This is a genomic window from Alloalcanivorax marinus, from assembly GCF_016785095.1.
Taxonomy (GTDB): Bacteria; Pseudomonadota; Gammaproteobacteria; order Pseudomonadales; family Alcanivoracaceae; genus Alloalcanivorax; species Alloalcanivorax marinus_A.
Map to the genome: position 1 here is coordinate 456,865 of NZ_JAEKJB010000002.1, position 20,647 is coordinate 477,511.

16 protein-coding genes are annotated in these 20,647 nt (G+C 64.4%); 12 read left to right on the forward strand and 4 right to left on the reverse strand.

The window, feature by feature from the left end; translation table 11 throughout:
- Nucleotides 1–362: 362 nt before the first annotated feature.
- The 9 genes from sdhC to sucD all read left to right on the forward strand — a co-directional run bounded on the left by sdhC (nt 363) and on the right by sucD (nt 11,790).
- Nucleotides 363–737, forward strand: a complete 375-nt coding sequence (gene sdhC, locus JF515_RS03830) for a succinate dehydrogenase, cytochrome b556 subunit (RefSeq protein ID WP_203101163.1) — start codon at nt 363–365, stop codon at nt 735–737.
- Nucleotides 731–1,102, forward strand: a complete 372-nt coding sequence (gene sdhD / locus JF515_RS03835; RefSeq protein WP_203101164.1) for a succinate dehydrogenase, hydrophobic membrane anchor protein — start codon at nt 731–733, stop codon at nt 1,100–1,102. The genes sdhC and sdhD overlap by 7 nt, the downstream gene beginning before the upstream one ends.
- Before the next feature lie 3 nt (nt 1,103–1,105).
- A complete protein-coding gene (gene sdhA, locus JF515_RS03840; protein WP_203101165.1) occupies nt 1,106–2,881 on the forward strand; it encodes a succinate dehydrogenase flavoprotein subunit in 1,776 nt (591 codons plus the stop codon).
- Between the two features lie 15 nt (nt 2,882–2,896).
- The gene (locus JF515_RS03845; RefSeq protein WP_203101166.1) at nt 2,897–3,613 is read left to right on the forward strand and encodes a succinate dehydrogenase iron-sulfur subunit; all 717 of its coding nucleotides are present in this window, start codon (nt 2,897–2,899) and stop codon (nt 3,611–3,613) included.
- A gap of 372 nt (nt 3,614–3,985) precedes the next feature.
- The gene (locus JF515_RS03850; protein ID WP_203101167.1) at nt 3,986–6,820 is read left to right on the forward strand and encodes a 2-oxoglutarate dehydrogenase E1 component; all 2,835 of its coding nucleotides are present in this window, start codon (nt 3,986–3,988) and stop codon (nt 6,818–6,820) included.
- A 36-nt stretch (nt 6,821–6,856) separates the two neighbouring features.
- Complete coding sequence (gene odhB, locus JF515_RS03855) at nt 6,857–8,119, forward strand: 2-oxoglutarate dehydrogenase complex dihydrolipoyllysine-residue succinyltransferase (protein WP_203101169.1); 1,263 nt, start codon at nt 6,857–6,859, stop codon at nt 8,117–8,119.
- Nucleotides 8,120–8,207: 88 nt separating this feature from the next.
- Nucleotides 8,208–9,650, forward strand: a complete 1,443-nt coding sequence (gene lpdA / locus JF515_RS03860; RefSeq protein ID WP_203101171.1) for a dihydrolipoyl dehydrogenase — start codon at nt 8,208–8,210, stop codon at nt 9,648–9,650.
- A gap of 98 nt (nt 9,651–9,748) precedes the next feature.
- On the forward strand, nt 9,749–10,918 hold the full coding sequence (gene sucC / locus JF515_RS03865; protein WP_203101173.1) for an ADP-forming succinate--CoA ligase subunit beta: 1,170 nt from the start codon (nt 9,749–9,751) through the stop codon (nt 10,916–10,918).
- Entirely contained in the window at nt 10,915–11,790 is an 876-nt protein-coding gene (gene sucD, locus JF515_RS03870; protein ID WP_203101175.1) for a succinate--CoA ligase subunit alpha, read from the forward strand. The genes sucC and sucD overlap by 4 nt, the downstream gene beginning before the upstream one ends.
- A 76-nt stretch (nt 11,791–11,866) precedes the next feature.
- Here the strand turns inward: sucD and JF515_RS03875 are convergent, their stop codons facing one another.
- From JF515_RS03875 to JF515_RS03890, 4 genes are all read right to left on the reverse strand, one after another.
- Nucleotides 11,867–13,105: a hypothetical protein gene (locus JF515_RS03875; RefSeq protein WP_203101177.1), complete on the reverse strand. Its 1,239-nt coding sequence runs from the start codon at nt 13,103–13,105 to the stop codon at nt 11,867–11,869.
- The gene (locus tag JF515_RS03880) at nt 13,102–14,301 is read right to left on the reverse strand and encodes an MbnH family di-heme enzyme (RefSeq protein ID WP_338015166.1); all 1,200 of its coding nucleotides are present in this window, start codon (nt 14,299–14,301) and stop codon (nt 13,102–13,104) included. The genes JF515_RS03875 and JF515_RS03880 overlap by 4 nt, the downstream gene beginning before the upstream one ends.
- A gap of 6 nt (nt 14,302–14,307) precedes the next feature.
- On the reverse strand, nt 14,308–15,291 hold the full coding sequence (locus JF515_RS03885) for an MbnP family protein (RefSeq protein ID WP_203101179.1): 984 nt from the start codon (nt 15,289–15,291) through the stop codon (nt 14,308–14,310).
- A gap of 258 nt (nt 15,292–15,549) precedes the next feature.
- Entirely contained in the window at nt 15,550–15,786 is a 237-nt protein-coding gene (locus tag JF515_RS03890; protein WP_203101181.1) for a PA3496 family putative envelope integrity protein, read from the reverse strand.
- Between the two features lie 359 nt (nt 15,787–16,145).
- Here JF515_RS03890 and JF515_RS03895 point away from each other — a divergent pair, with 359 nt between their 5' ends.
- The 3 genes from JF515_RS03895 (at nt 16,146) to htpG (ending at nt 20,568) form a co-directional block, all read left to right on the forward strand.
- Entirely contained in the window at nt 16,146–17,705 is a 1,560-nt protein-coding gene (locus JF515_RS03895; protein ID WP_203101183.1) for a hypothetical protein, read from the forward strand.
- Nucleotides 17,702–18,601, forward strand: coding sequence for a TIGR01777 family oxidoreductase (locus tag JF515_RS03900; RefSeq protein WP_203101185.1), 900 nt, complete (start codon nt 17,702–17,704; stop codon nt 18,599–18,601). The genes JF515_RS03895 and JF515_RS03900 overlap by 4 nt, the downstream gene beginning before the upstream one ends.
- A gap of 95 nt (nt 18,602–18,696) precedes the next feature.
- Nucleotides 18,697–20,568 carry a molecular chaperone HtpG gene (gene htpG, locus JF515_RS03905; RefSeq protein ID WP_203101187.1) on the forward strand — a complete coding sequence of 624 codons (1,872 nt, stop codon included), beginning with the start codon at nt 18,697–18,699 and terminating at the stop codon, nt 20,566–20,568.
- The last annotated feature ends 79 nt before the right edge of the window (nt 20,569–20,647 follow it).

Here is a 20,647-nt window from a genome sequence, read left to right on the forward strand (position 1 = left end):
GCGTACCCGGTACCGGTGTCGGCGGGCAAAGAGCTTTGCAAAACAAGCGATTAAGCGGGCCGCGCTAAAATGGGTCCCGGCCCTTCACGGGGCGGCCACCCCGGTGGCGGCTAATATAAAAGTCGCAGTTTGGCGTTTGTTTTGCCGCAGGCGCGGCGATATACTGCCGCCCGCGACGAAGCCTCCACCCGACGCTCCGGACCCGCCGGCCCGGCGTGGCACGGTTCAGGCTTCAGTGGGCTCCAACCCCGGCCCGGGCAGCATCGGCCTCTCCACCCAGGTGTTTCGACGCCGCCGGTGATGCCAAGTTCCCGACAACCGCTCCGGCGTGCCGCCGGAGCCCGGCAAAAGTGTAGGCTACCGTGAACGATAAGAGACCCGTTAACCTCGATCTGACGACGATCAAGTTCCCGGTCACCGCCATTGCGTCCATCACCCACCGTATCACCGGCGTGGCCATTTTCGTGGCCCTGCCCGTGTTGCTGTGGATGATGGATCGTTCCCTGGCGTCTCCGGAGAGCTTTGCGGACCTGAAACAGCTGATGACCTCGCCCCTGGCCAAACTGGTGCTGTGGGCGATTCTCGCCTTTATCTCCTACCACCTGGTGGCCGGCATCCGCCATCTGATCATGGATGCGGGCGTGGGCGAGACCCTGGAAGGCGGTCGTCGTGGCGCCACCGCCACGTTCATCGTCACCGCGGTACTGATTGTATTGGCAGGAGCCTGGGTATGGTAACGAGCGTAACAAGCCTGGGCCGTAACGGCCTTTATGACTGGCTGATTCAACGTGTGTCCGCCGTGGTGATCGCCGTGTACGTGATCGGCATGGTGGGCTTTCTGGTCTGCAGCGGCGATCTGGACTACCGCGCCTGGAGTGCTTTCATGGGTTCCGCGCCGATGCGGATCGCCAATACCCTGATGGTGTTCTCCGTGGCCGCCCATACCTGGATCGGCCTGTGGGGTGTCACCACCGACTACCTGACCGGCATGACCTTCGGCAAGGCGGCCACCAGCGTGCGTCTGATCGCGCAAATGGTGATTGCTCTGCTGCTGCTGGTTTACATCCTTTGGGGTCTGCTGATGATCTGGGGAGGCGCATAATCCATGTCCATTCGTACCATCACCTTTGACGCGATCGTCGTTGGCGGCGGGGGCGCGGGCATGCGTGCTTCCCTGCAAATGGCGCAGTCCGGTTTCAAAACCGCGCTGATTTCCAAAGTATTCCCGACCCGTTCGCACACCGTGTCCGCCCAGGGCGGCATCACCTGCGCGATCGCCTCCGCCGATCCCAATGATGATTGGCGCTGGCACATGTATGACACCGTCAAGGGCTCCGATTACATCGGTGACCAGGACGCCATCGAGTACATGTGCCAGGTGGGCCCGGAAGCGGTGTTCGAGCTGGACCACATGGGGCTGCCGTTCTCCCGTACCGAGGAAGGCCGCATTTACCAGCGCCCCTTCGGTGGCCAGTCCAAGAACTTCGGTGAAGGCGGTCAGGCCGCCCGCACCTGTGCCGCCGCCGACCGTACCGGTCACGCGCTGCTGCACACGCTGTACCAGCAGAACCTGAAGAACGGCACCCAGTTCTATAATGAATGGTACGCCGCCGAGCTGGTCAAGGACGCCGACGAGAATGTCTGCGGCGTGATCGCGATCAGCATCGAAACCGGCGAGACGGTGTTCTTCAAGGCCAAGGCCACGGTGTTCGCCACCGGCGGTTCCGGTCGTATCTACGCCTCCACCACCAACGCCCTGATCAACACCGGCGACGGCGTGGGCATGGCCCTGCGCGCCGGTTTGCCGGTCCAGGACATTGAGATGTGGCAGTTCCACCCCACCGGCATCGCCGGCGCGGGCGTCCTGGTGACCGAGGGCTGCCGGGGCGAGGGCGGCTACCTGATCAACAAGGACGGCGAGCGCTTCATGGAGCGCTACGCGCCCAACGCGAAGGACCTGGCGTCCCGCGACGTGGTGGCCCGCTCCATGATGATGGAGATCCTGGACGGCCGCGGCGACGGTCCGGATGGCAGCTACGTGTACTTGAAGCTCGACCATCTCGGCGAGGAGGTGCTGCACAGCCGCCTGCCGGGCATCTGTGAGCTGGCCATCACCTTCGCCCAGACCGACCCGGTCAAGGAGCCGATCCCGGTAGTGCCCACCTGCCACTATATGATGGGCGGCATTCCCACCAACGTTCACGGCCAGGCGCTGAAGATGAGCGGCGGCCACGAAGGCGACGCCCAGCCGGTGAACGGTCTGTTCGCGGTGGGCGAGGTGGCCTGCGTGTCGGTGCACGGGGCCAACCGTCTGGGCGGCAACTCGCTGCTTGACCTGGTGGTGTTCGGTCGCGCCGCCGGCCTCTATATCGAGGACGCGCTGCGCCAGGGCATGACCCAGTACGAGCCCGGCAACGATGACATCGACGCGGCCCTGGCCCGGGTCAACCGCTGGAATGAGTCCAAGGGCGGCGAATCCGTGCCGGCTCTGCGCAAGGAACTGCAGAGCACCATGCAGAATCACTTCGGTGTATTCCGCAAAGGCGACCTGATGGAAGAGGGCGTGGAGAAGCTGGCCAAGCTGCGCGAGCGCATCGCCAACGCCCACCTGGAGGACAAGAGCCAGTCCTTCAACACCGCCCGCGTGGAAGCCCTGGAGCTGGACAACCTGCTGGAAGTGGCGGAAGCCACCGCGATCGCGGCCTACAACCGCACCGAGAGCCGCGGCGCCCACTCCCGCTATGACTACCCGGACCGGGACGACGAGAACTGGCTGTGCCATTCCATCTTCGACCCGCGCTCCAAGCAACTGGGCAAGCGTGAAGTGAACTTCAAGCCGAAGACCGTGGACACCTTCCAGCCCAAGGTCCGGACCTACTAACGGAGACGTGTAGCCATGAAAGTCAGTATTTACCGCTACAATCCGGATACCGACCGCGAACCGAGCATGAAGGAGTACGAGGTCGACACTCAGGGCAAGGACCTGATGGTGCTCGATATTCTCGCTCTGGTGAAGGAACAGGACGAAAGCCTGGCCTACCGGCGCTCCTGCCGCGAGGGCGTGTGCGGTTCCGACGGCATGAACATCAACGGCAAGAACGGCCTGGCCTGCATTACCCCGCTGTCGGCGGTGGCGCCGGGTGTCAAGGAAGGCAAGAAGCCGCTGGTGCTGCGGCCGTTGCCGGGCCTGCCGGTGATCCGCGACCTGGTCGTGGACATGGGCGTGTTCTACCAGCAGTACGAGAAAGTGCAGCCGTACCTGCAGAATGAGTCGCCGGCGCCGGCCATCGAGCGCCTGCAGACGCCGGAGGATCGGGCCAAGCTGGACGGTCTTTACGAGTGCATTCTGTGCGCGTGCTGCTCCACCAGCTGCCCCAGCTTCTGGTGGAATCCGGACAAGTTCCTGGGCCCGGCGGCCCTGTTGCAGAGCTACCGCTTCCTGGCGGATAGCCGTGACGAGGCCACCGAGGAGCGGCTGTCCCGGCTGGACGACCCGTTCAGTCTGTTCCGCTGCCACGGCATCATGAACTGCGTGAGCGTCTGCCCGAAGGGGCTTAACCCCACCCGGGCGATCGGGCACATCCGGTCCATGCTCCTGGAACGGGGCGTGTAAGACGCAAAGAGGCGGCCCGCGGGCCGCCTTTTTTGTTTCCGAATGCGACGGGGTGGGGCCGGGAGACGCGGCTTTCGCTAAGCTTGAGCCGGTTTATGGATGGTTCGTGGCGATGTGCCGGGGTGAACCCGCCATATCGAGGCAAATTAGGCCCTACCATGGTCTTGTAGTGCCTAACAATGGCCCCATAAACGTATTACAATACCGGGCGATTCCGGCAACCCCGGAATCGCGACAGCAGGGTGGGGACGGTGCTTAAAAGGCGCCGTTTCCGTAAACAGCGATAAGCACGGGTAACAGGGTCGCGGCCCTGTGGACAGAAGCATGCATGCCCACAGGCGTGACGTTCGCCCGGCTAAGGAACGAGCGACGATGCAAGACAGTTCCATGTACCGCCAATGGCAGTCTTCCCATATCGGGGGCGCCAACGCGGCCTATGTTGATGAACTGTACGAATCCTACCTGACCGATCCCAACTCCGTGCCGGAAGACTGGCGCGCCTATTTCGAGAAACTCCCCAGCGTCAACGGCGCGGTGGAATCCGATGTGCCCCATTCGGCGGTACGCGAGCACTTCCTCCTCGAAGCCAAGAACCGTTCCCGGGTCCAGAAGATGGGCGCCAGCGCGGTCAGCTCCGAACATGAACGCCGCCAGGTGCGGGTGCTGCATCTGATCGCCGCCTACCGCAACCGGGGCCACCAGGTGGCCAAGCTCGATCCCCTGGGCATCATGGAGCGCGAGGCGGTACAGGATCTCGAACTGGCCCACCACGGCCTGAGCAAATCCGACCTGGACACCGTGTTCCAGACCGGCAATCTGTTCCTGGGCAAACCGGAAGCCACGCTCCGTGAGATCATGGACTGCCTGCAGGGCACCTATTGTTCCACGGTAGGCGCGGAGTACATGCACATCGTCAACACCGCCGAGAAGCGGTGGCTCCAGCAACGGCTGGAGGGCGTGCGCAGCCATCCGCAGTACGGTGCCGACATCAAACAGCACATTCTCGAGCGTCTGACCGCCGCCGAGGGCCTGGAAAAGTACCTGGGCAGCCGCTACCCCGGTACCAAGCGCTTCGGCCTGGAGGGCGGTGAGTCCCTGATCCCGCTGATGGACGAGATGATCCAGCGGGTGGGCAGCTACGGCGCCAAGGAAATGGTCATCGGCATGGCCCACCGTGGCCGCCTCAACGTGCTGGTGAACACCCTCGGCAAGAGCCCCCGGGACCTGTTCGGCGAGTTCGAGGGCAAGAGTTTCAACGAGAACGGCTCCGGTGACGTGAAATATCACCAGGGCTTCTCTTCCAACGTGCAGACCTCCGGCGGTGAGGTTCATCTGGCGATGGCCTTCAACCCCTCGCACCTGGAGATCGTTTCTCCGGTGGTGGAAGGTTCGGTGCGCGCCCGCCAGGACCGCCGCGACGACAGCGGTGGCGACCAGGTGGTGCCGATTCTGATCCACGGTGACGCCGCCTTCGCCGGCCAGGGCGTGGTGATGGAAACCTTCCAGATGTCCCAGACCCGGGGCTACCACACCGGCGGCACCCTGCACGTGATCGTCAACAACCAGGTGGGCTTCACCACCAGCCGTCGCGACGACGCACGCTCCACGGAGTACTGCACCGACGTGGCGAAGATGGTTCAGGCGCCGATTTTCCACGTCAACGCGGACGACCCGGAAGCGGTCTACTTCGTCACGCAGCTGGCGGTGGACTACCGCATGCAGTTCAAGAAGGATGTGGTCATCGACCTGATCTGCTACCGCCGCGCCGGGCACAACGAGGCCGACGAACCGTCCTCCACCCAGCCGTTGATGTACAAGCAGATCAAGTCGCACCCGTCCAGCCGCAGCCTGTACGCGGAGCGTCTGATCAACGAGCAGGTGTTGTCCGAGCAGGACGCCCAGAAGATGGTGGACGACTACCGGGACGCCCTGGACGAGGGCAACCACGTGGTCAAGTCCCTGGTGCGCGAGCCCAACAAGGCGCTGTTCGTGGACTGGTCCCCCTACATCGGCCACGACGTGGAGGATGACTGGGATACCGGCTACCCGCTCGCCAAGCTGCAGGATCTGGCCAACCGGCTGGAGACCGTGCCCGAAGGGCTGGTGTTGCAGCGTCAGGTGAAGAAGATCGTCGAGGACCGCCGCAAGATGACCGCCGGCGCCATGTCGATCAACTGGGGCTACGGCGAGACCCTGGCCTACGCCACCCTGCTGGACCAGGGCGTGATGGTGCGCCTGACCGGTCAGGACTGTGGCCGTGGCACCTTCTCTCACCGTCATGCGGTTCTGCACAACCAGAAGAACGGCGAGGACTACGTGCCGCTGCAGCACCTCCACGAGGGCCAGCCGCGTTACGACATCTACGACTCGCTGCTCTCCGAGGAAGCGGTGCTGGGCTTCGAATACGGCTACGCCACCACCACGCCCGGGGCACTGATTCTGTGGGAAGCCCAGTTCGGTGACTTCGCCAACGGTGCCCAGGTGGTGATCGACCAGTTCATCTCTTCCGGCGAGGCCAAGTGGGGCCGTCTCTGCGGTCTCGGCCTGCTGCTGCCACATGGCTATGAAGGGCAGGGGCCGGAGCACTCCTCCGCGCGCCTGGAGCGTTTCCTGCAATTGTGCGCCGAGCACAACATGCAGGTGTGCGTGCCCACCACCCCGGCGCAGATTTTCCATCTGCTGCGTCGTCAGGCGGTGCGCCCGCTGCGCAAGCCGTTGGTGGTGATGACGCCGAAGAGCCTGCTGCGCCACAAGCGCGCCACTTCCTCCCTGGAGGATCTGGCGGAAGGCCGCTTCCAGACCGTGATCGACGAGCACGCCGACCTGGACGTCAAGAGCGTCAAGCGCGTGGTGATGTGCTCCGGCAAGGTGTACTACGACCTGCTGGAAAAACGGGAAAGCGATGATCTGAACGACACCGCCATCGTGCGCATCGAACAGCTCTATCCGTTCCCGGAGCAGCGTCTCACCGAGACCCTGAAGCGCTACCCGAACCTGGAAACCCTGGTGTGGTGTCAGGAAGAGCCCATGAATCAGGGCGCCTGGTTCAGCACCCAGCACCATTTCCTGCGGGTGGCGAAGGCGGTCGGCAAGGACACGGTGCACTATGCGGGCCGCGACATGGCGGCGGCGCCGGCGGTGGGCTCCATGTCCCTGCACGTGGAACAGCAGCAGCGTCTGGTCGAAGACGCATTCCAGATCAAATGAGCGAAAGCGAACCGAAAAGGGTTTAAAGGAATCAGCATGGCGACAGATATCAAGGCCCCACAGTTTCCGGAATCCGTGGCGGACGGCACCGTGGCCACCTGGCACAAGAAAGAAGGCGAGGCGGTCAAGCGTGACGAACTGCTGGTGGACATCGAGACCGACAAGGTGGTGCTCGAGGTAGTGGCCCCCAGCGACGGCGTGATGGGCAAGATCCTCAAGGACGAAGGCGAGACCGTTGAGAGCCAGGAAATCCTGGGTCAGTTGGAAGCCGGTAGCGGCGCCAGCGGCGGCGCCAAACAGGAACAAAGCAGCGACGAGGGCAAGGCCGAGGCCAAGGACGATGGCAAGCAGGAAGCCGCCGCCGAGAGCGCGCCCCAGGCCGACGACAAGGGCGGTGACGACGATGCCCAGGCCGGCCCCGCCGCGCGCAAGATGATGAGTGAGCATGGCCTGTCCGCCGGTGACGTGAAAGGCACTGGCCGCGACGGTCGCATCACCAAGGAAGACGTGGAGAAGGCCCTGGCCAACCGCCAGGAGAAGCCGGCTTCCTCCTCCGCCGAATCGAAGGCGGCTCCGATCCCCGAAGCGGAGCCCGGCGAGCGCGAAGAGCGCCGCGTGCCCATGACCCGCTTGCGCAAGCGCATCGCCGAACGGCTGGTGTCCGCGCAGCAGAACGCGGCCATGCTGACCACTTTCAACGAGGTCAACATGAAGCCGATCATGGAGATGCGCAAGAACTACAAGGAAGCCTTCGAGAAGGCCCACGGCGTGCGCCTGGGCTTCATGGGCTTCTTTACCCGCGCCTGCGTGGAAGCGCTCAAGCGCTACCCGGAAGTGAACGCTTCCATCGACGGTGACGACGTGGTTTACCATGGCTACTACGACGTCGGCGTGGCGGTGTCCACCGAGCGTGGTCTTGTGGTGCCGGTGATTCGCGACGCCGACCAGAAAGGCCTGGCGGAAGTGGAATCCCAGATCATCGACTACGGCCAGAAAGCGCAGAAGGGCAAACTGTCCATCGACGAGATGACCGGCGGCACCTTCACCATTTCCAACGGCGGCGTGTTCGGCTCGCTGATGTCGATGCCGATTCTCAACCCGCCGCAGACCGCCATCCTGGGCATGCACAAGATCCAGGAGCGGCCCATGGCCGTGGATGGCAAGGTGGAAATCCTGCCGATGATGTATCTGGCGCTGTCCTACGACCATCGCCTGATCGACGGCAAGCAAGCGGTGCAGTTCCTGGTCACCGTTAAGAACTTCATCGAGGATCCGGCCCGGCTGCTGCTGGACATATAGTGAACGCCGGCACGCCCCACGCCTGCACGCTGACACGCAATGGGCGGCGTGCCAGCGTGAAGCGTGATAGTGAACCAAGGGATTTATTATGAGTGACAAATACGACGTCATCGTCATCGGCGGTGGACCGGGCGGCTACGTGGCCGCGATCCGCGCCGCGCAGTTGGGTTACAAAACCGCCTGCATCGAGAAACGCATCAACAAACAGGGCAAACCGGCCCTCGGTGGCACCTGCCTCAACGTGGGCTGCATTCCCTCCAAGGCACTGCTGGATTCCTCCTGGAAATACCACGAGGCCGAGGAAGCCTTCGCCGACCACGGCATCAAGGTGGGCAAGCTGGATCTGGACGTGAAGGCCATGCAGGAGCGCAAGGACAAAGTGGTCCTGCAGCTCACCGGCGGCGTGGCGTCCCTGTTCCAGGCCAACAAGGTGACCTGGTTGCAGGGCACCGGCCAGCTCAAAGCCAACAAACAGGTGGTTTTCACCCCCAACGAGGGCGGTGACGAGCAGACCCTGGAAGCGGACAACGTGATCCTGGCCGCCGGCTCGGTGCCGGTGGAGATCCCGCCCGCCGAGGTGGATCAGAAGATCATCGTCGATTCCACCGGTGCCCTGGAGTTCGATTCCGTGCCCAAGAAACTGGGTGTGATCGGCGCCGGCGTGATCGGTCTGGAGCTGGGTAGTGTGTGGTCGCGCCTGGGCAGCCAGGTCACCGTGCTGGAAGCGGTGGATACCTTCCTGCCCGCGGTGGACAAGCAGATCGCCAAGGAATCCCAGAAGCTTTTCACCAAGCAGGGACTCGACATCAAACTCGGTGCCCGGGTCACTGCTACCAAGAAAAACAAAAATTCCGTGCGTGTCACCTATACGGACAAAGACGGAGAGCACGAGGAAACCTTCGATCGTTTGATCGTGGCGGTGGGCCGCCGTCCCTACACCGAGGGCCTGCTTAGTCAGGACGCCGGTGTCACCCTGGATGAGCGTAATTTCATTTACGTGGACAACCAGTGCCGTACCGATGTGCCCGGCGTTTATGCCATTGGCGATCTGGTGCGCGGTCCCGCCCTGGCTCATAAAGCCATCGAAGAGGGCGTGATGGTGGCGGAGGTGATCGCCGGGGAACATACCCAGGTGAATTACGATGCCGTGCCCGGCGTCATTTATACCCATCCGGAAGTGGCCTGGGTGGGTAAAACCGAGGAAGAGGTGAAGGAATCCGGCGAACCGTACAAGGTTGGCGCCGTTCCCTTCGCCGCTAATGGCCGTGCACTGGCCGCCGGCGAAGCCGCCGGGCTGGTGAAATTCGTGGTCGACGAGAAGACCGACCGGGTGCTGGGCATGCATGTGCTTGGCCCGCAGGCCTCCGAGCTGATTCAGCAAGGTGTTGTCGCCATGGAATTTGGCGCCAGCATCGAAGACCTGCAGCTGATGGTGTTCGGCCACCCGAGCCTGTCCGAGACCGTCCACGAAGCCGCTCTGGCCACGGACTACAAAGCCATTCACGTGGCGCAACGCCGTCGTAAGAAGTAGGGCCCGCGAAAGAAACGGGCCCCACGCGGAGCGGGGCCCGAACGGCCCCGACTCTGCGCGGGAGCGCTATTCACAGACATTTTGATGGAAGTTAAGGCATGAATCTCCACGAGTATCAGTCTAAACAGCTGTTTGCTGATTACGGCCTGCCGGTTTCCACGGGATTCGCCTGCGACACCCCTGAAGAGGTGGCCGCCAAGGCGAAGGAAATCGGTGGCGATAAATGGGTCGTCAAGGCCCAGGTACACGCCGGTGGCCGCGGCAAGGCCGGCGGTGTGAAACTGGTCGACAGCCCCGAGGAAGCGGCGGAATTCGCCAAGAAGTGGCTGGGCCAGCGCCTGGTTACCTTCCAGACCGACGAGCATGGTCAGCCGGTGTCCAAGATTCTGGTGGAAACCTGCACCGACATCGCCCGGGAACTGTACCTGAGCGCGGTACTCGATCGCGCCACCCGCCGGGTGGTGTTCATGGCGTCCACCGAAGGCGGCGTGGAAATCGAGAAGGTCGCCGAGGAAACCCCGGAAAAAATTCTCAAGGCGGAAGTGGACCCGCTGGTCGGCGCGCAGCCCTACCAGGCCCGTCAGATCGCGTTCCAGCTGGGTCTGGAAGGCAAGCAGGTCGGTCAGTTCGCCAAGATCTTCACCGGTCTGGCCAAACTGTTCGACGACAAGGACCTGGCGCTGATCGAGGTTAACCCGCTGGTGATCACCGAGCAGGGCGATCTGCACTGCCTGGACGCCAAGATCAACGTGGATGGCAGCGCGCTGTTCCGCCACCCGGACATCAAGGCCCTGGAAGATCCCTCCCAGGAAGACGAGCGTGAGCGTCGCGCCGCCGAGTGGGAACTGAACTACGTGGCCCTGGAAGGCAACATCGGCTGCATGGTCAACGGCGCCGGCCTGGCCATGGGCACCATGGACCTGGTCAAGCTGAAGGGCGGCCAGCCCGCCAACTTCCTGGACGTGGGCGGTGGCGCCACCAAGGAGCGCGTCACCGAAGCGTTCAAGATCATCCTCTCCGACGACCAGGTGCAAGCGGTTCTGGTCAACATCTTCGGCGGCATCGTCCGTTGTGACCTGATCGCCGAAGGCATCATCGGCGCCGTGGAAGAAGTGGGCGTCGAAGTGCCGGTGGTGGTGCGTCTGGAAGGCAACAATGCCGAACTGGGCGCCCAGAAGCTGGCCGACAGCGGCATGAACATCATCGCCGCCAAGAGTTTTGACGACGCCGCCGAGCAGGTGGTGAAAGCCGCGGGAGGTGCCAAATGAGCGTATTGATCGACAAGAACACCAAGGTGATCTGCCAGGGTTTCACCGGCAGCCAGGGCACCTTCCACTCCGAGCAGGCCATTGAGTACGGTACGCAAATGGTCGGCGGCGTGACCCCGGGCAAGGGCGGCCAGACCCATCTGGGCCTGCCGGTGTTCAACACCGTGGCCGACGCGGTCAAGGAAACCGGCGCCACCGCCTCCGTGATCTACGTACCGGCGGCGTTCTGCAAGGACTCCATCATCGAGGCCGCCGATGCGGGCATCGAGCTGATCGTCTGCATCACCGAGGGCATCCCCGCCCTGGACATGCTGTACGTGAAGGAATACATCGTCCGCAAGGGCAATGTGCGCCTGATCGGCCCGAACTGCCCCGGTGTGATCACCCCCGGTGAGTGCAAGATCGGCATCATGCCCGGTCACATTCACAAGCCGGGCAAGGTGGGCATCGTGTCCCGTTCCGGCACCCTGACCTACGAGGCGGTCAACCAGACCACCAAACTGGGTTACGGTCAGTCCACCTGCATCGGCATCGGCGGCGACCCGATCCCGGGCACCACCTTCATCGACGCCCTGGAAATGTTCCAGAACGATCCGCAGACCGAAGCGATCGTGATGGTCGGTGAAATCGGCGGTACCGCCGAGGACGAAGCCGCTGCCTACATCAAGGAGCACGTGACCAAGCCGGTGGTCAGCTACATCGCCGGTGTCACCGCGCCTCCGGGCAAACGCATGGGCCACGCCGGCGCGATCATCGCCGGTGGCAAGGGCACCGCGGACGAGAAGTTCGCCGCCCTGGAAGCGGCCGGTGTGGTCACCGTTCGCAACCCCGCCGAAATCGGCGAGGGCGTGAAGAAGGCCACCGGCTGGTAAGTCAGCACCTTCCTCACCATAAAAAAGCCCGCCATCCGGCGGGCTTTTTTTGTACGCCTGGGCGTATCCGGAGCGATCAGTGATTATGGCCGACAGGTCCGACCGGCCAGAGACGCTGCTGCCAGATCACGCCCAGGGTCCAGCGGTTTTCCGTTTCCGGCAGACTTTCGTCGCGGACCGCCTCGGCGCGCAGCGCCACGTTGTCCCGCCACTGCCAGCGCCAGATCGCCGTAAAGCGGCGCGGGTCGTGTTCCTCCGGGTTGGCCAGGCCGGATTCGTCGCCCAGCTGTGGCGCCGCCGGACCCACCATATCGTTGTCGGTGGTCAGCTGTTCGGCGCGTACCGCGAAGGTGTGTTGCCGCCAGTGCACGGACGGTTGAATCCAGCCGCCGTCCTGGGTGCCGTCCAGGTCCGCCTGTCGACCAATGGCATCGTGCACCACTCCGTCCAGTTTCGCCCGCATCCATTCGCCTTCCAGAGCCAGACGCCAGTCGCGGCTAACACGATAGGCGAGTTCCATATGCAGGCCCTGGATGTCCGTATCCCCGGTGTAGCGAATATCGGAGAAGGCGGTGGCGGTTTGCCCCGGCGGCGCCACCGGCACATGCTGATGGCCGCCGCCGTAGCGGTGGTCCGCCCGTGCTTCGGCGGCGGCGCTGTAGAACCAGCCGCCGGCCTGGAAGGACCACCGCTCGCCTTGCCATTGGTAACGGGCGAACACATCCCAGGCGCCGCCGTCGCCGCTGTCGGTGGCGGGAAACGCCTTGCCGCGCCAGATTTCCGCGCCGGCGGAGACGCCGGCGGTTTCATGCCACCACAGGCGTGCGCCGTCGTCGTGGAAGTGCCGGCCGAAAAACACATCGTTGGCGAGTGGTGCCTCGCTGGCCAGACGCTGGGCGGCGTGGGCCATCAATGAGGGGGAGAACGCGGCGGAAAGCCGGCCCACCTCGGCCACCCAGGGGCCGTCACTCTGAATCCAGCCCACATAGGCGTGCTCCAGCTCGACGCCTCCATGGCTGTCGTCGCCTTCCGGATGGCTGGCCAGGCCGACCCCGCCAAACAGGTTTTCATCGATGCGATGATTCAGGGACAGGTTCATTTCATCCACCTGCACGCCTTCCCGGGCCGGCCAGGCATGGCCACCCATCAGCGTGCCGGGCACCTGCCAGTAGTCGTATTCCTCCACCAGGCTGGCGGAGCGCCAGGTGGCCACCAGATCCGCGTCCACGGTGGTGGGGGTCTGCGTTGTTGGGATGTAGTGGGCCTGGGCGGCGCCCGCCAGCGCCACCGTGGAAAACAAAAAAACACGTTTCATGGAGCGGTATCCTGAACAGTAACCTCGAGCCACGGATTGGAATAACGCGGGTCGTCGATGAGTTCGTGATCGGTGAGCGATTCAAGGAAAGCCACCACGTCGTCGATCTCCGCTTCACTGATGGTGAACGAGACGATGAACGGGTCCTTGTTCACGTTCATGCGGCCGTCGCCCACATGGGGCGGGGTGGTGATATTGCGGCCGCCGGCGGCGTAGTTGCGGATCACATCGCGGAGCGTGGCGGTGGAACCGTCATGGTTATAGGGGGCCGTGAGCGCCACGTTGCGCAGCGATTGTGGCCGGAACCGGCCCATGTCCGCCGGGTTGCCACTGAGTTCGTACTTGCCGGTATTGGGGGCCGGGTAGCCACTGATGCCGTCGATGTTGTACAGCCCGGTGTTGTTGAACGGCGCCGGCACCGTGGGCGTGATACGGCGGTCACGGACCGAGGCGGTGAGGGTGTAGCCCTCGTGGCAATGGAAGCACTCCAGGCGTTCGCTATTGAACAGGTTCATGCCACGTTTGGCGGACGCGCTCAGCGCCCCGACCTCGCCAGCGTTGTAACGGTCGAAGTCGCTGCGGAACGAGGTTATGCCGCGCACGAAGCTGGACAGTGAGCGCACGATGTTCTGCCACGCCAGTTCGCCGAACAGTGGATCGTCCTGCTCCGGGTAGGCAGCGGCGAACAGGCTCTGGTATTCCGGCTTTTCCTGCAGGCGCGCCAGCACCATGTCCTGGTTCGCTTCGTTGATGCCGTGTTCCACCGGATCAATGCCGAACAACGGCACCACGATTTGCTGCTCGATCTCGGTCAAGGCCGGGTTACCCCAGGTCAGGGTACGTAGCCAGGCCGCATTGGCGATGGATTGGGCATTACGGGGATGCACTTCGCCGGTGGCACCCACCGGGCGCACGCGACCGTCGGTGAAGGCCTTGTCCTGTTGGTGGCAGGACTCGCAGCTGATGGTGCCGTTGCCGGACAGATCGGTGTCGTAGAACAGGTGCCGGCCAAGCTGAAACTTTTCTTCAGTGATCCGGTTGTTGGCGGGTTCCATGGGCAGCGGCACCCAACCGGGCATGTTCCAGTTGAAATCCGACGCCGAGGCGTTTTGATCGTCCACGCGGGTGCTGCTGCCGCCGCCACAGGCGGCCAGCAGCAGACACAGGGCTGGAAGGAAAAGCCGGGTTGGGATCACGGATAATCAATCCGCGTCCACGGCACTGAACACCGGCGCGAAATCGCCGTCCGGATCGCCGCCGGGGAAGGGCAGACCCAGCCGTTCGAAGATCGGCAGGCAATCCAGGTCCACGTCCGAGGACATGCAGCCGAACGGGCCGCCCTGGTTCACGGTGATGTCGTTACCGGACAACAGGCTCGCCAGGTCCATCCGCACCACATGCTGCCGGAGATCGAAGCCGTCCACTTCCACATCCGGACGGTTGCCGTTGGCGCAGGTGCGCTCGCCGTTCACCGCTTCGCCTTCGCAGGCGGTACTGCCCAGGTGGATATAAAAGACGTTGCTGCTCGCCGGCACCTGCATTTCCAGGCGTGCGTGCACGTAGCCCATGGCCCAGCTCCAGTGCATGCCGCCGGCGCCCATGCCGCTGGCGATCAGTGGGCCGGTGGCTTCGCTACCGGGAATCGGTTCACCGGAGTCCGCGTCGATTTGCGGCTGGCCGCCCTGGGCGTCGATATGGTTGTACTTTTCTGGCACGCCCACGGAGAAACGCAGAGCGCGGATGTTTTCGTCGGCGATGTCGGCCCGGCCGGTCACCGTGTCGTAGTAATCCGGATTGGCGTCCTCGCCGGTGCAGCCCAGGCTTTTATCGCGCAGGTCGATCAGCGCAATGCCTTCTTCTCCTGCCCCCGCCTTCTGATGATCGGCGACCTGGTCGTCCAGGGTAACCGGAATTTCCCGATCGTCGTTGGTGACGAAACGGACATTGTGAATGAACAGGCGGGCGTCATTGCCGACCGCGTTATTGCCGCCGTTCAGGCCGATGCCGGCATAGGTCCGTCCGCACTCGAAGGGCTCGTTGCCGACCATGGCGCGGAACGGAATGGACACCTGGGTGGCGCCGGGCTGGCCGCCTCCGGAGCCATTGTCGGAAGAAGAAGAGCTGGAGCCGCCGCAGCCGGTGAGCACCACGCCCAGGCCCAGCAGGGCGGGAAGAACGATACGCATGGAAGGTCCCCTGGTTGGTCACTGTTGTTATCGAACCGGGGCGAGTATAGAAAAAGCGGGCGGCGGGGCGGATGTGGCAAAACGCCCCCGTGGCGCGGCAAAACGCCACGTCATGACAGGCAGGCAAAGTCTGATCAAACAATAAAAAACGACCACGGCGTTGGGGGGCGAAATGCGTATCGTCCGGGGACGCCGCGGCCCGGGCGATAAGTTCGGCGGCGGCGCCGCGTTAGCGCCGCCGCTGTCTTGCCGACCCTGTCAATGCAGGACGTCGTCGTCCTCCAATCCAAAGAACTCGTAGTCGTTCAGCTCGCGCTTGAGACGACGTTCCTCCAGCCGATCCTCGATACGATGGCGCATGTCCATATTGAAGCCGCGGGCGCGGGCCGCCTTTTCCTCCTGGACATCCTCTTCCAGATCGTCATCCACTTCATAGTCATCATTCATCAGTAGTTCATCCGACTCATAGTCTGTCTCAGCGCGTCGGTTACTCATGGTCGCCTCCTTCAGGAAATGGGGAACGGCCTTAAACAACCGGGTGCCAAGGAGCCGAACCGGGCGGCGCGGTGCTGAGTGCCTTCGTCGCCGGTCGTTTTCCTGATCACCTCAGCGCCTATATAACGTCTGATTTTCGTCCAGACAAGCATTTTTTGATGAAATCCGATGACCGGAAAAGCGCTTGTGGTCACGGCCATCCGGGCCGCCTGTCCGGTGCGGGTGTGACCACCGTCAAACCCCGGCCAGCCGGTGCCCATCGCGCCGCTCAAACGGTGGATTGCGCCGGGCCCCCTTTGTAAGCTGAGTGCTTGATGGCGGCGTGGTTGGCCGCCGCGCGGTGGGGAGACGACAACAACATGGCGGAATGGCTTGTGGTGGCCGGGGGCAGCATGTTGATCATGGCCACGGTGGGGTTGGTCAGGCAGGCGGTGTTCCGTGGCCACAGTGCGTTGCTGTTCATGATGCCGCTGGCCGGCTGGCGGCAGGTTCAGGAGCATTGGGATGCCTACGGGGTGCTGGCGTTGCTGCGGGTGCTGGGCGTGGTTTGCCTGGCCACCGGGTTGGGGCTGTTCTATGTGCAGCATCAGGTGCTGGTGCCTTCGGTGCCGGGGCCGGTGCTGAGCGGTGCCAAGGGCTCCGCCGCCCCCTCTTTCGCGCGCTCACCGGAGGCGTCGCTGTTGATGGTGCGGGGAGAGGGCCGGCCGCTCGCCGGCCGTCTGCACGGCGAACGTCTGGACGGCCCCCGGGTCACCCTGATCAATGGCGTGCTCAGTGTTCAGCAGGGTGAGGGTTTCCTGCCTGATCTGTCGGTGAGCGTGTTGCTTGACTGGGACGCGGACCGCATCGAGGAACGCCGCACCCTGCTCATCGACCCGGCGGACAGCGGGGCGCCGCCGGTGCATCTGTCCTGGACGCCGGATGGTGGCAGTTACCCGGAAACCCGCATTTTCCACGATGGCTATCGCCTGGAGCTGGCTCTGGCGCCGCTCGGCGAGGGGCAGTTCAGTGGTGCCCTGCAACTGGTGCTGCCGGATCGGGACCGCAGTTATCTGGTGGGTGACTTCACCGCCCACGCTGATCATCTGCGTTACCGTGACGGCAAGGTGGATCTGACCTTCGATCATCCGGACACCCTGGCCTACGTGGCCCGTCAGCAGCTTCTTACCCAGTACCCGGACGGCGCCGTGCAGCGCATCGTGGTGGAGAACGTGAACCTGCGCCGTGCCGCCAGCGAAGGCCAGGTGCAGGCCCGGGTGGTGCTCCGTGATGGTACCGTGGAACGGCGTCGCATGACCCTGGAGGAGGGGGGCGTGGGCTGGGCGGTGGTGCCGGGCAGCATGGAATCCCGGGTTCTCAGCGAGGCTGGAGAGGACCGTCCGGCGTCGGGTTCGGTCACCGAGGCGCCCTCACCGGCGCGGGAACCGGAGCGGCGGTTGCCGGCCTTCACGGCACTGGCCGGTTACACCGGGCAGAGTGTCACGGTGATCGCCTCGGACGGCGAGGCCACTCGCGGTCTGCTGTCCCGGGTCGGGGAGGACCGTCTCTGGCTGCGCTTGACCCTGGGGGCCGGTGAGGCGGAAATTACTCTTCGTGAGGAACGCCTGCGGGCGGTTCGCCTGGCCGACGGGACCCGGCTGTCCTGGCCCCGGGCCGGGGAGGACGCCCCGTCGCCGGCGTCCCCACGGGCGGCGAGCGGGCCGGCCACGCCGGTCAACGACCCGGCGACACCGGATGGCGATTACGCCGGCCTGGTGGGCCGCCGGGTGACGGTGACCCTGGCCGATGGTGATCGCCGCACCGGCTTGCTGCGGGCCGCCGACGACCGTCGCGTGACCCTGGCGGTGCCCATGGGGAGCGGCAGCATGGAGTATTTTTTCCCGCTCACCGAGATCGATACGATCGAGGAGGTGCAATGAAGGTGCTGATCACCGGTGGCAGCGGTTTCATCGGCCGCGCTTTGTGTGCTCGTCTGGCCGCCGGCGGCCACCGTCTGATCGTGCTCAGCCGGCGGCCGGAGAAGGCCCGGCCGTTGCTGCCGGCGGATACCCGGCTGGTGGCCTCGCTGGACGAAATCGACGATGAGGAAGTCATCGACGGCATCGTCAACCTGGCCGGGGAAAACCTGTTCGCGGGCCGTTGGACGGCGCCCCGCAAGGATCGCCTGATGGCCTCCCGGGTGGAAACCACGGCGGCGGTGATCGCCCTGGCCCGGCGGCTGCGGCATACGCCGGAGGTGCTGGTGAACGGCTCGGCGGTGGGCTTCTACGGCGATGCCGGCGACGCCGAGCTCACCGAGCACAGTTCGGCGCGCCGCAAGGACTTCGGCTACCGCCTGTGCGACGCCTGGGAGCAGCGCGCCCGCGACGCCGTTGCCCTGGGCATGCGGCTGTGCGTGATCCGTACCGGTATCGTGCTGGGCCGCGACGGTGGCATGCTGGCCCGGCTTTGGCCGGTATACCGGCTCGGGCTGGGGGCGCGCCTGGGCAAGGGCAGCCAGTGGCTGAGCTGGATTCACATCGAGGACATGGTCACCATCCTGGAGCGGGCGCTGGAAACCCCGGGCGTGGAAGGGGTGTTCAACGCCACCGCCCCGCATCCGGTGACCCAGCGGGATTTCCACCGCGCCCTGGCCGCCGCCGCCCATCGCCCGGCGCCCTGGGTGGCGCCGGCGCCCTTGCTCAGGCTCACCCTTGGCGAGCTGGCCGGTCTGTTGCTCGGTGGTCAGCGGGTTTATCCGCGCCGTCTGGAAGACCAGGGCTTCGCGTTCCGCTACCCCTACCTGCCGGACGCGCTGGCCGATCTGGCCGGCTGAACCGGACCGTCCGACCGGCGGCCCCTCTTGAAATCCGCGTGCGCGGGCCTATCTTTGCCCCAGCCGAACCATGAATTCCGCTGGAGACAACAACGATGAGTCATGACCGCGAAACCCGTGGTTTTCAGGCGGAGGTATCCCGCCTGCTGCACCTGATGGTGCATTCCCTCTACAGCAACCGGGAAATCTTTCTGCGCGAATTGATTTCCAACGCCTCCGACGCCTGCGACAAGCTGCGTTTCCAGGCCCTGGACGATGACAGCCTGATGGAAGGGCAGGGCGATCCCTGGATTCGCCTGTCCGTGGACCCGGACGCCGGCACCTTGACCATCGCCGACAACGGCATCGGCATGAACCGCGAGGAAGTGGTGGAGAACCTGGGCACCATCGCCCGCTCCGGCACCGAAAAATTCCTCGCCAGCCTCACCGGCGACCGCCAGAAGGACGCTCAGCTGATCGGTCAGTTCGGCGTCGGTTTCTATTCCGCTTTCATCGTCGCCGACCGGGTCGAGGTGTTCAGCCGGCGCGCCGGCGAGGCCGCTGACCAGGGCGTGCACTGGGAGAGTGACGGCAAGGGCGAGTTCACCGTGGAAACCCTGGAGCGCGAGCAGCGTGGTACCGCCGTGGTGCTGCACCTGCGTGACGACGCCAGGGAATTCGCCGACGAGCACAGGGTGCGCGCCATCGTGCGCCAGTACTCCGATCACGTGGCCTTCCCGATCCGCATGCCCAAGAACGCCGAGGCCGGTGACGGCGAGGAGGGGGAATGGGAAACCCTGAACTCCGCCACCGCCCTGTGGCAGCGTTCCCGTCAGGACATCAGCGACGAGGAATACCAGAATTTCTACCGCCACCTGAGCCATGATTTCCAGGACGCCCTGACCTGGAGCCACAACCAGGTGGAAGGCAACCTGGAATACACCAGCCTGTTGTACGTGCCCGCCCGGGCGCCGTTCGATCTCTACCACCGGGAAGCCAGCCGGGGCCTCAAGCTGTACGTGCAGCGTGTGTTCATCATGGACGATGCGGAGCAGTTCCTGCCGCTGTATCTGCGTTTCATCAAGGGCGTGATCGACGCGCCCAACCTGCCGCTCAACGTGAGCCGCGAGCTGCTGCAGGACCATGGCCCGGTGCGCAAGATTCGCGCCGCGCTCACCAAGCGGGTGTTGCAGATGCTCAAGAAACTGGCCGGCGACGACGACAAGTACGCTACCTTCTGGAGCCAGTTCGGCGAGGTGCTCAAGGAAGGTATTGGCGAGGACCCGGACAACCGCGAGGCGATCGCCGCGCTGCTGCGTTTCCCGTCCACCGAGAACACCGCCCCCGGCGCCGTGTCCCTGGATCAGTACCTGGAGCGGGCCGCCGAGGGGCAGGACAAGATCTACTACCTGCTCGCCGACAACCTGGAGGCCGCCCGCCACAGCCCGCACCTGGAAGTTTTCCGCAAGAAAGGCATCGAGGTGCTGTTGCTCACCGGTCGGGTCGACGAGTGGATGGTCAACTATCTGGACGAGTACCAGGGCAAGAAGCTGGTCAACGCCGCCCGGGGGCAGTTGGACATGGACGACCGCGCGGAAGAGGCCAAGGCCGAGCAGCAGGATAACCCGCTGATCGGTCGTCTTACCGAGACCCTGGGCGAACGCGTGGCCGAGGTGCGTCCCACCGGGCGGCTGGTGGAATCGCCGGCCTGTCTGGTGCTCGGCGAGGACGAACTGGGCCCGCAAATGCGCATGATGCTGGAAGCCGCCGGCCAGCCGGTGCCGGAGAGCAAGCCGGCCCTGGAGGTCAATCTGTCGCACCCGTTGCTGGAGCGCCTGCAGAACATCCAGGACCCGGAGGACTTCGCGGAAATGGCGGAATCCCTGCTCGATCAGGCGCTGCTTGCCGAGGGGCAACTGCCCAAGGACCCGGCGGCCACCGCCCGTCGACTCAACCGCCTGCTTCAGGAGCACGCCGAACGCACCTGAGGCGCCGGCCGCGCTCCGGCGCGGCCATCGCATTTTGCGCCAACAGGTCCTATGATGCCCAAAATTTTCCGCGCGCCGC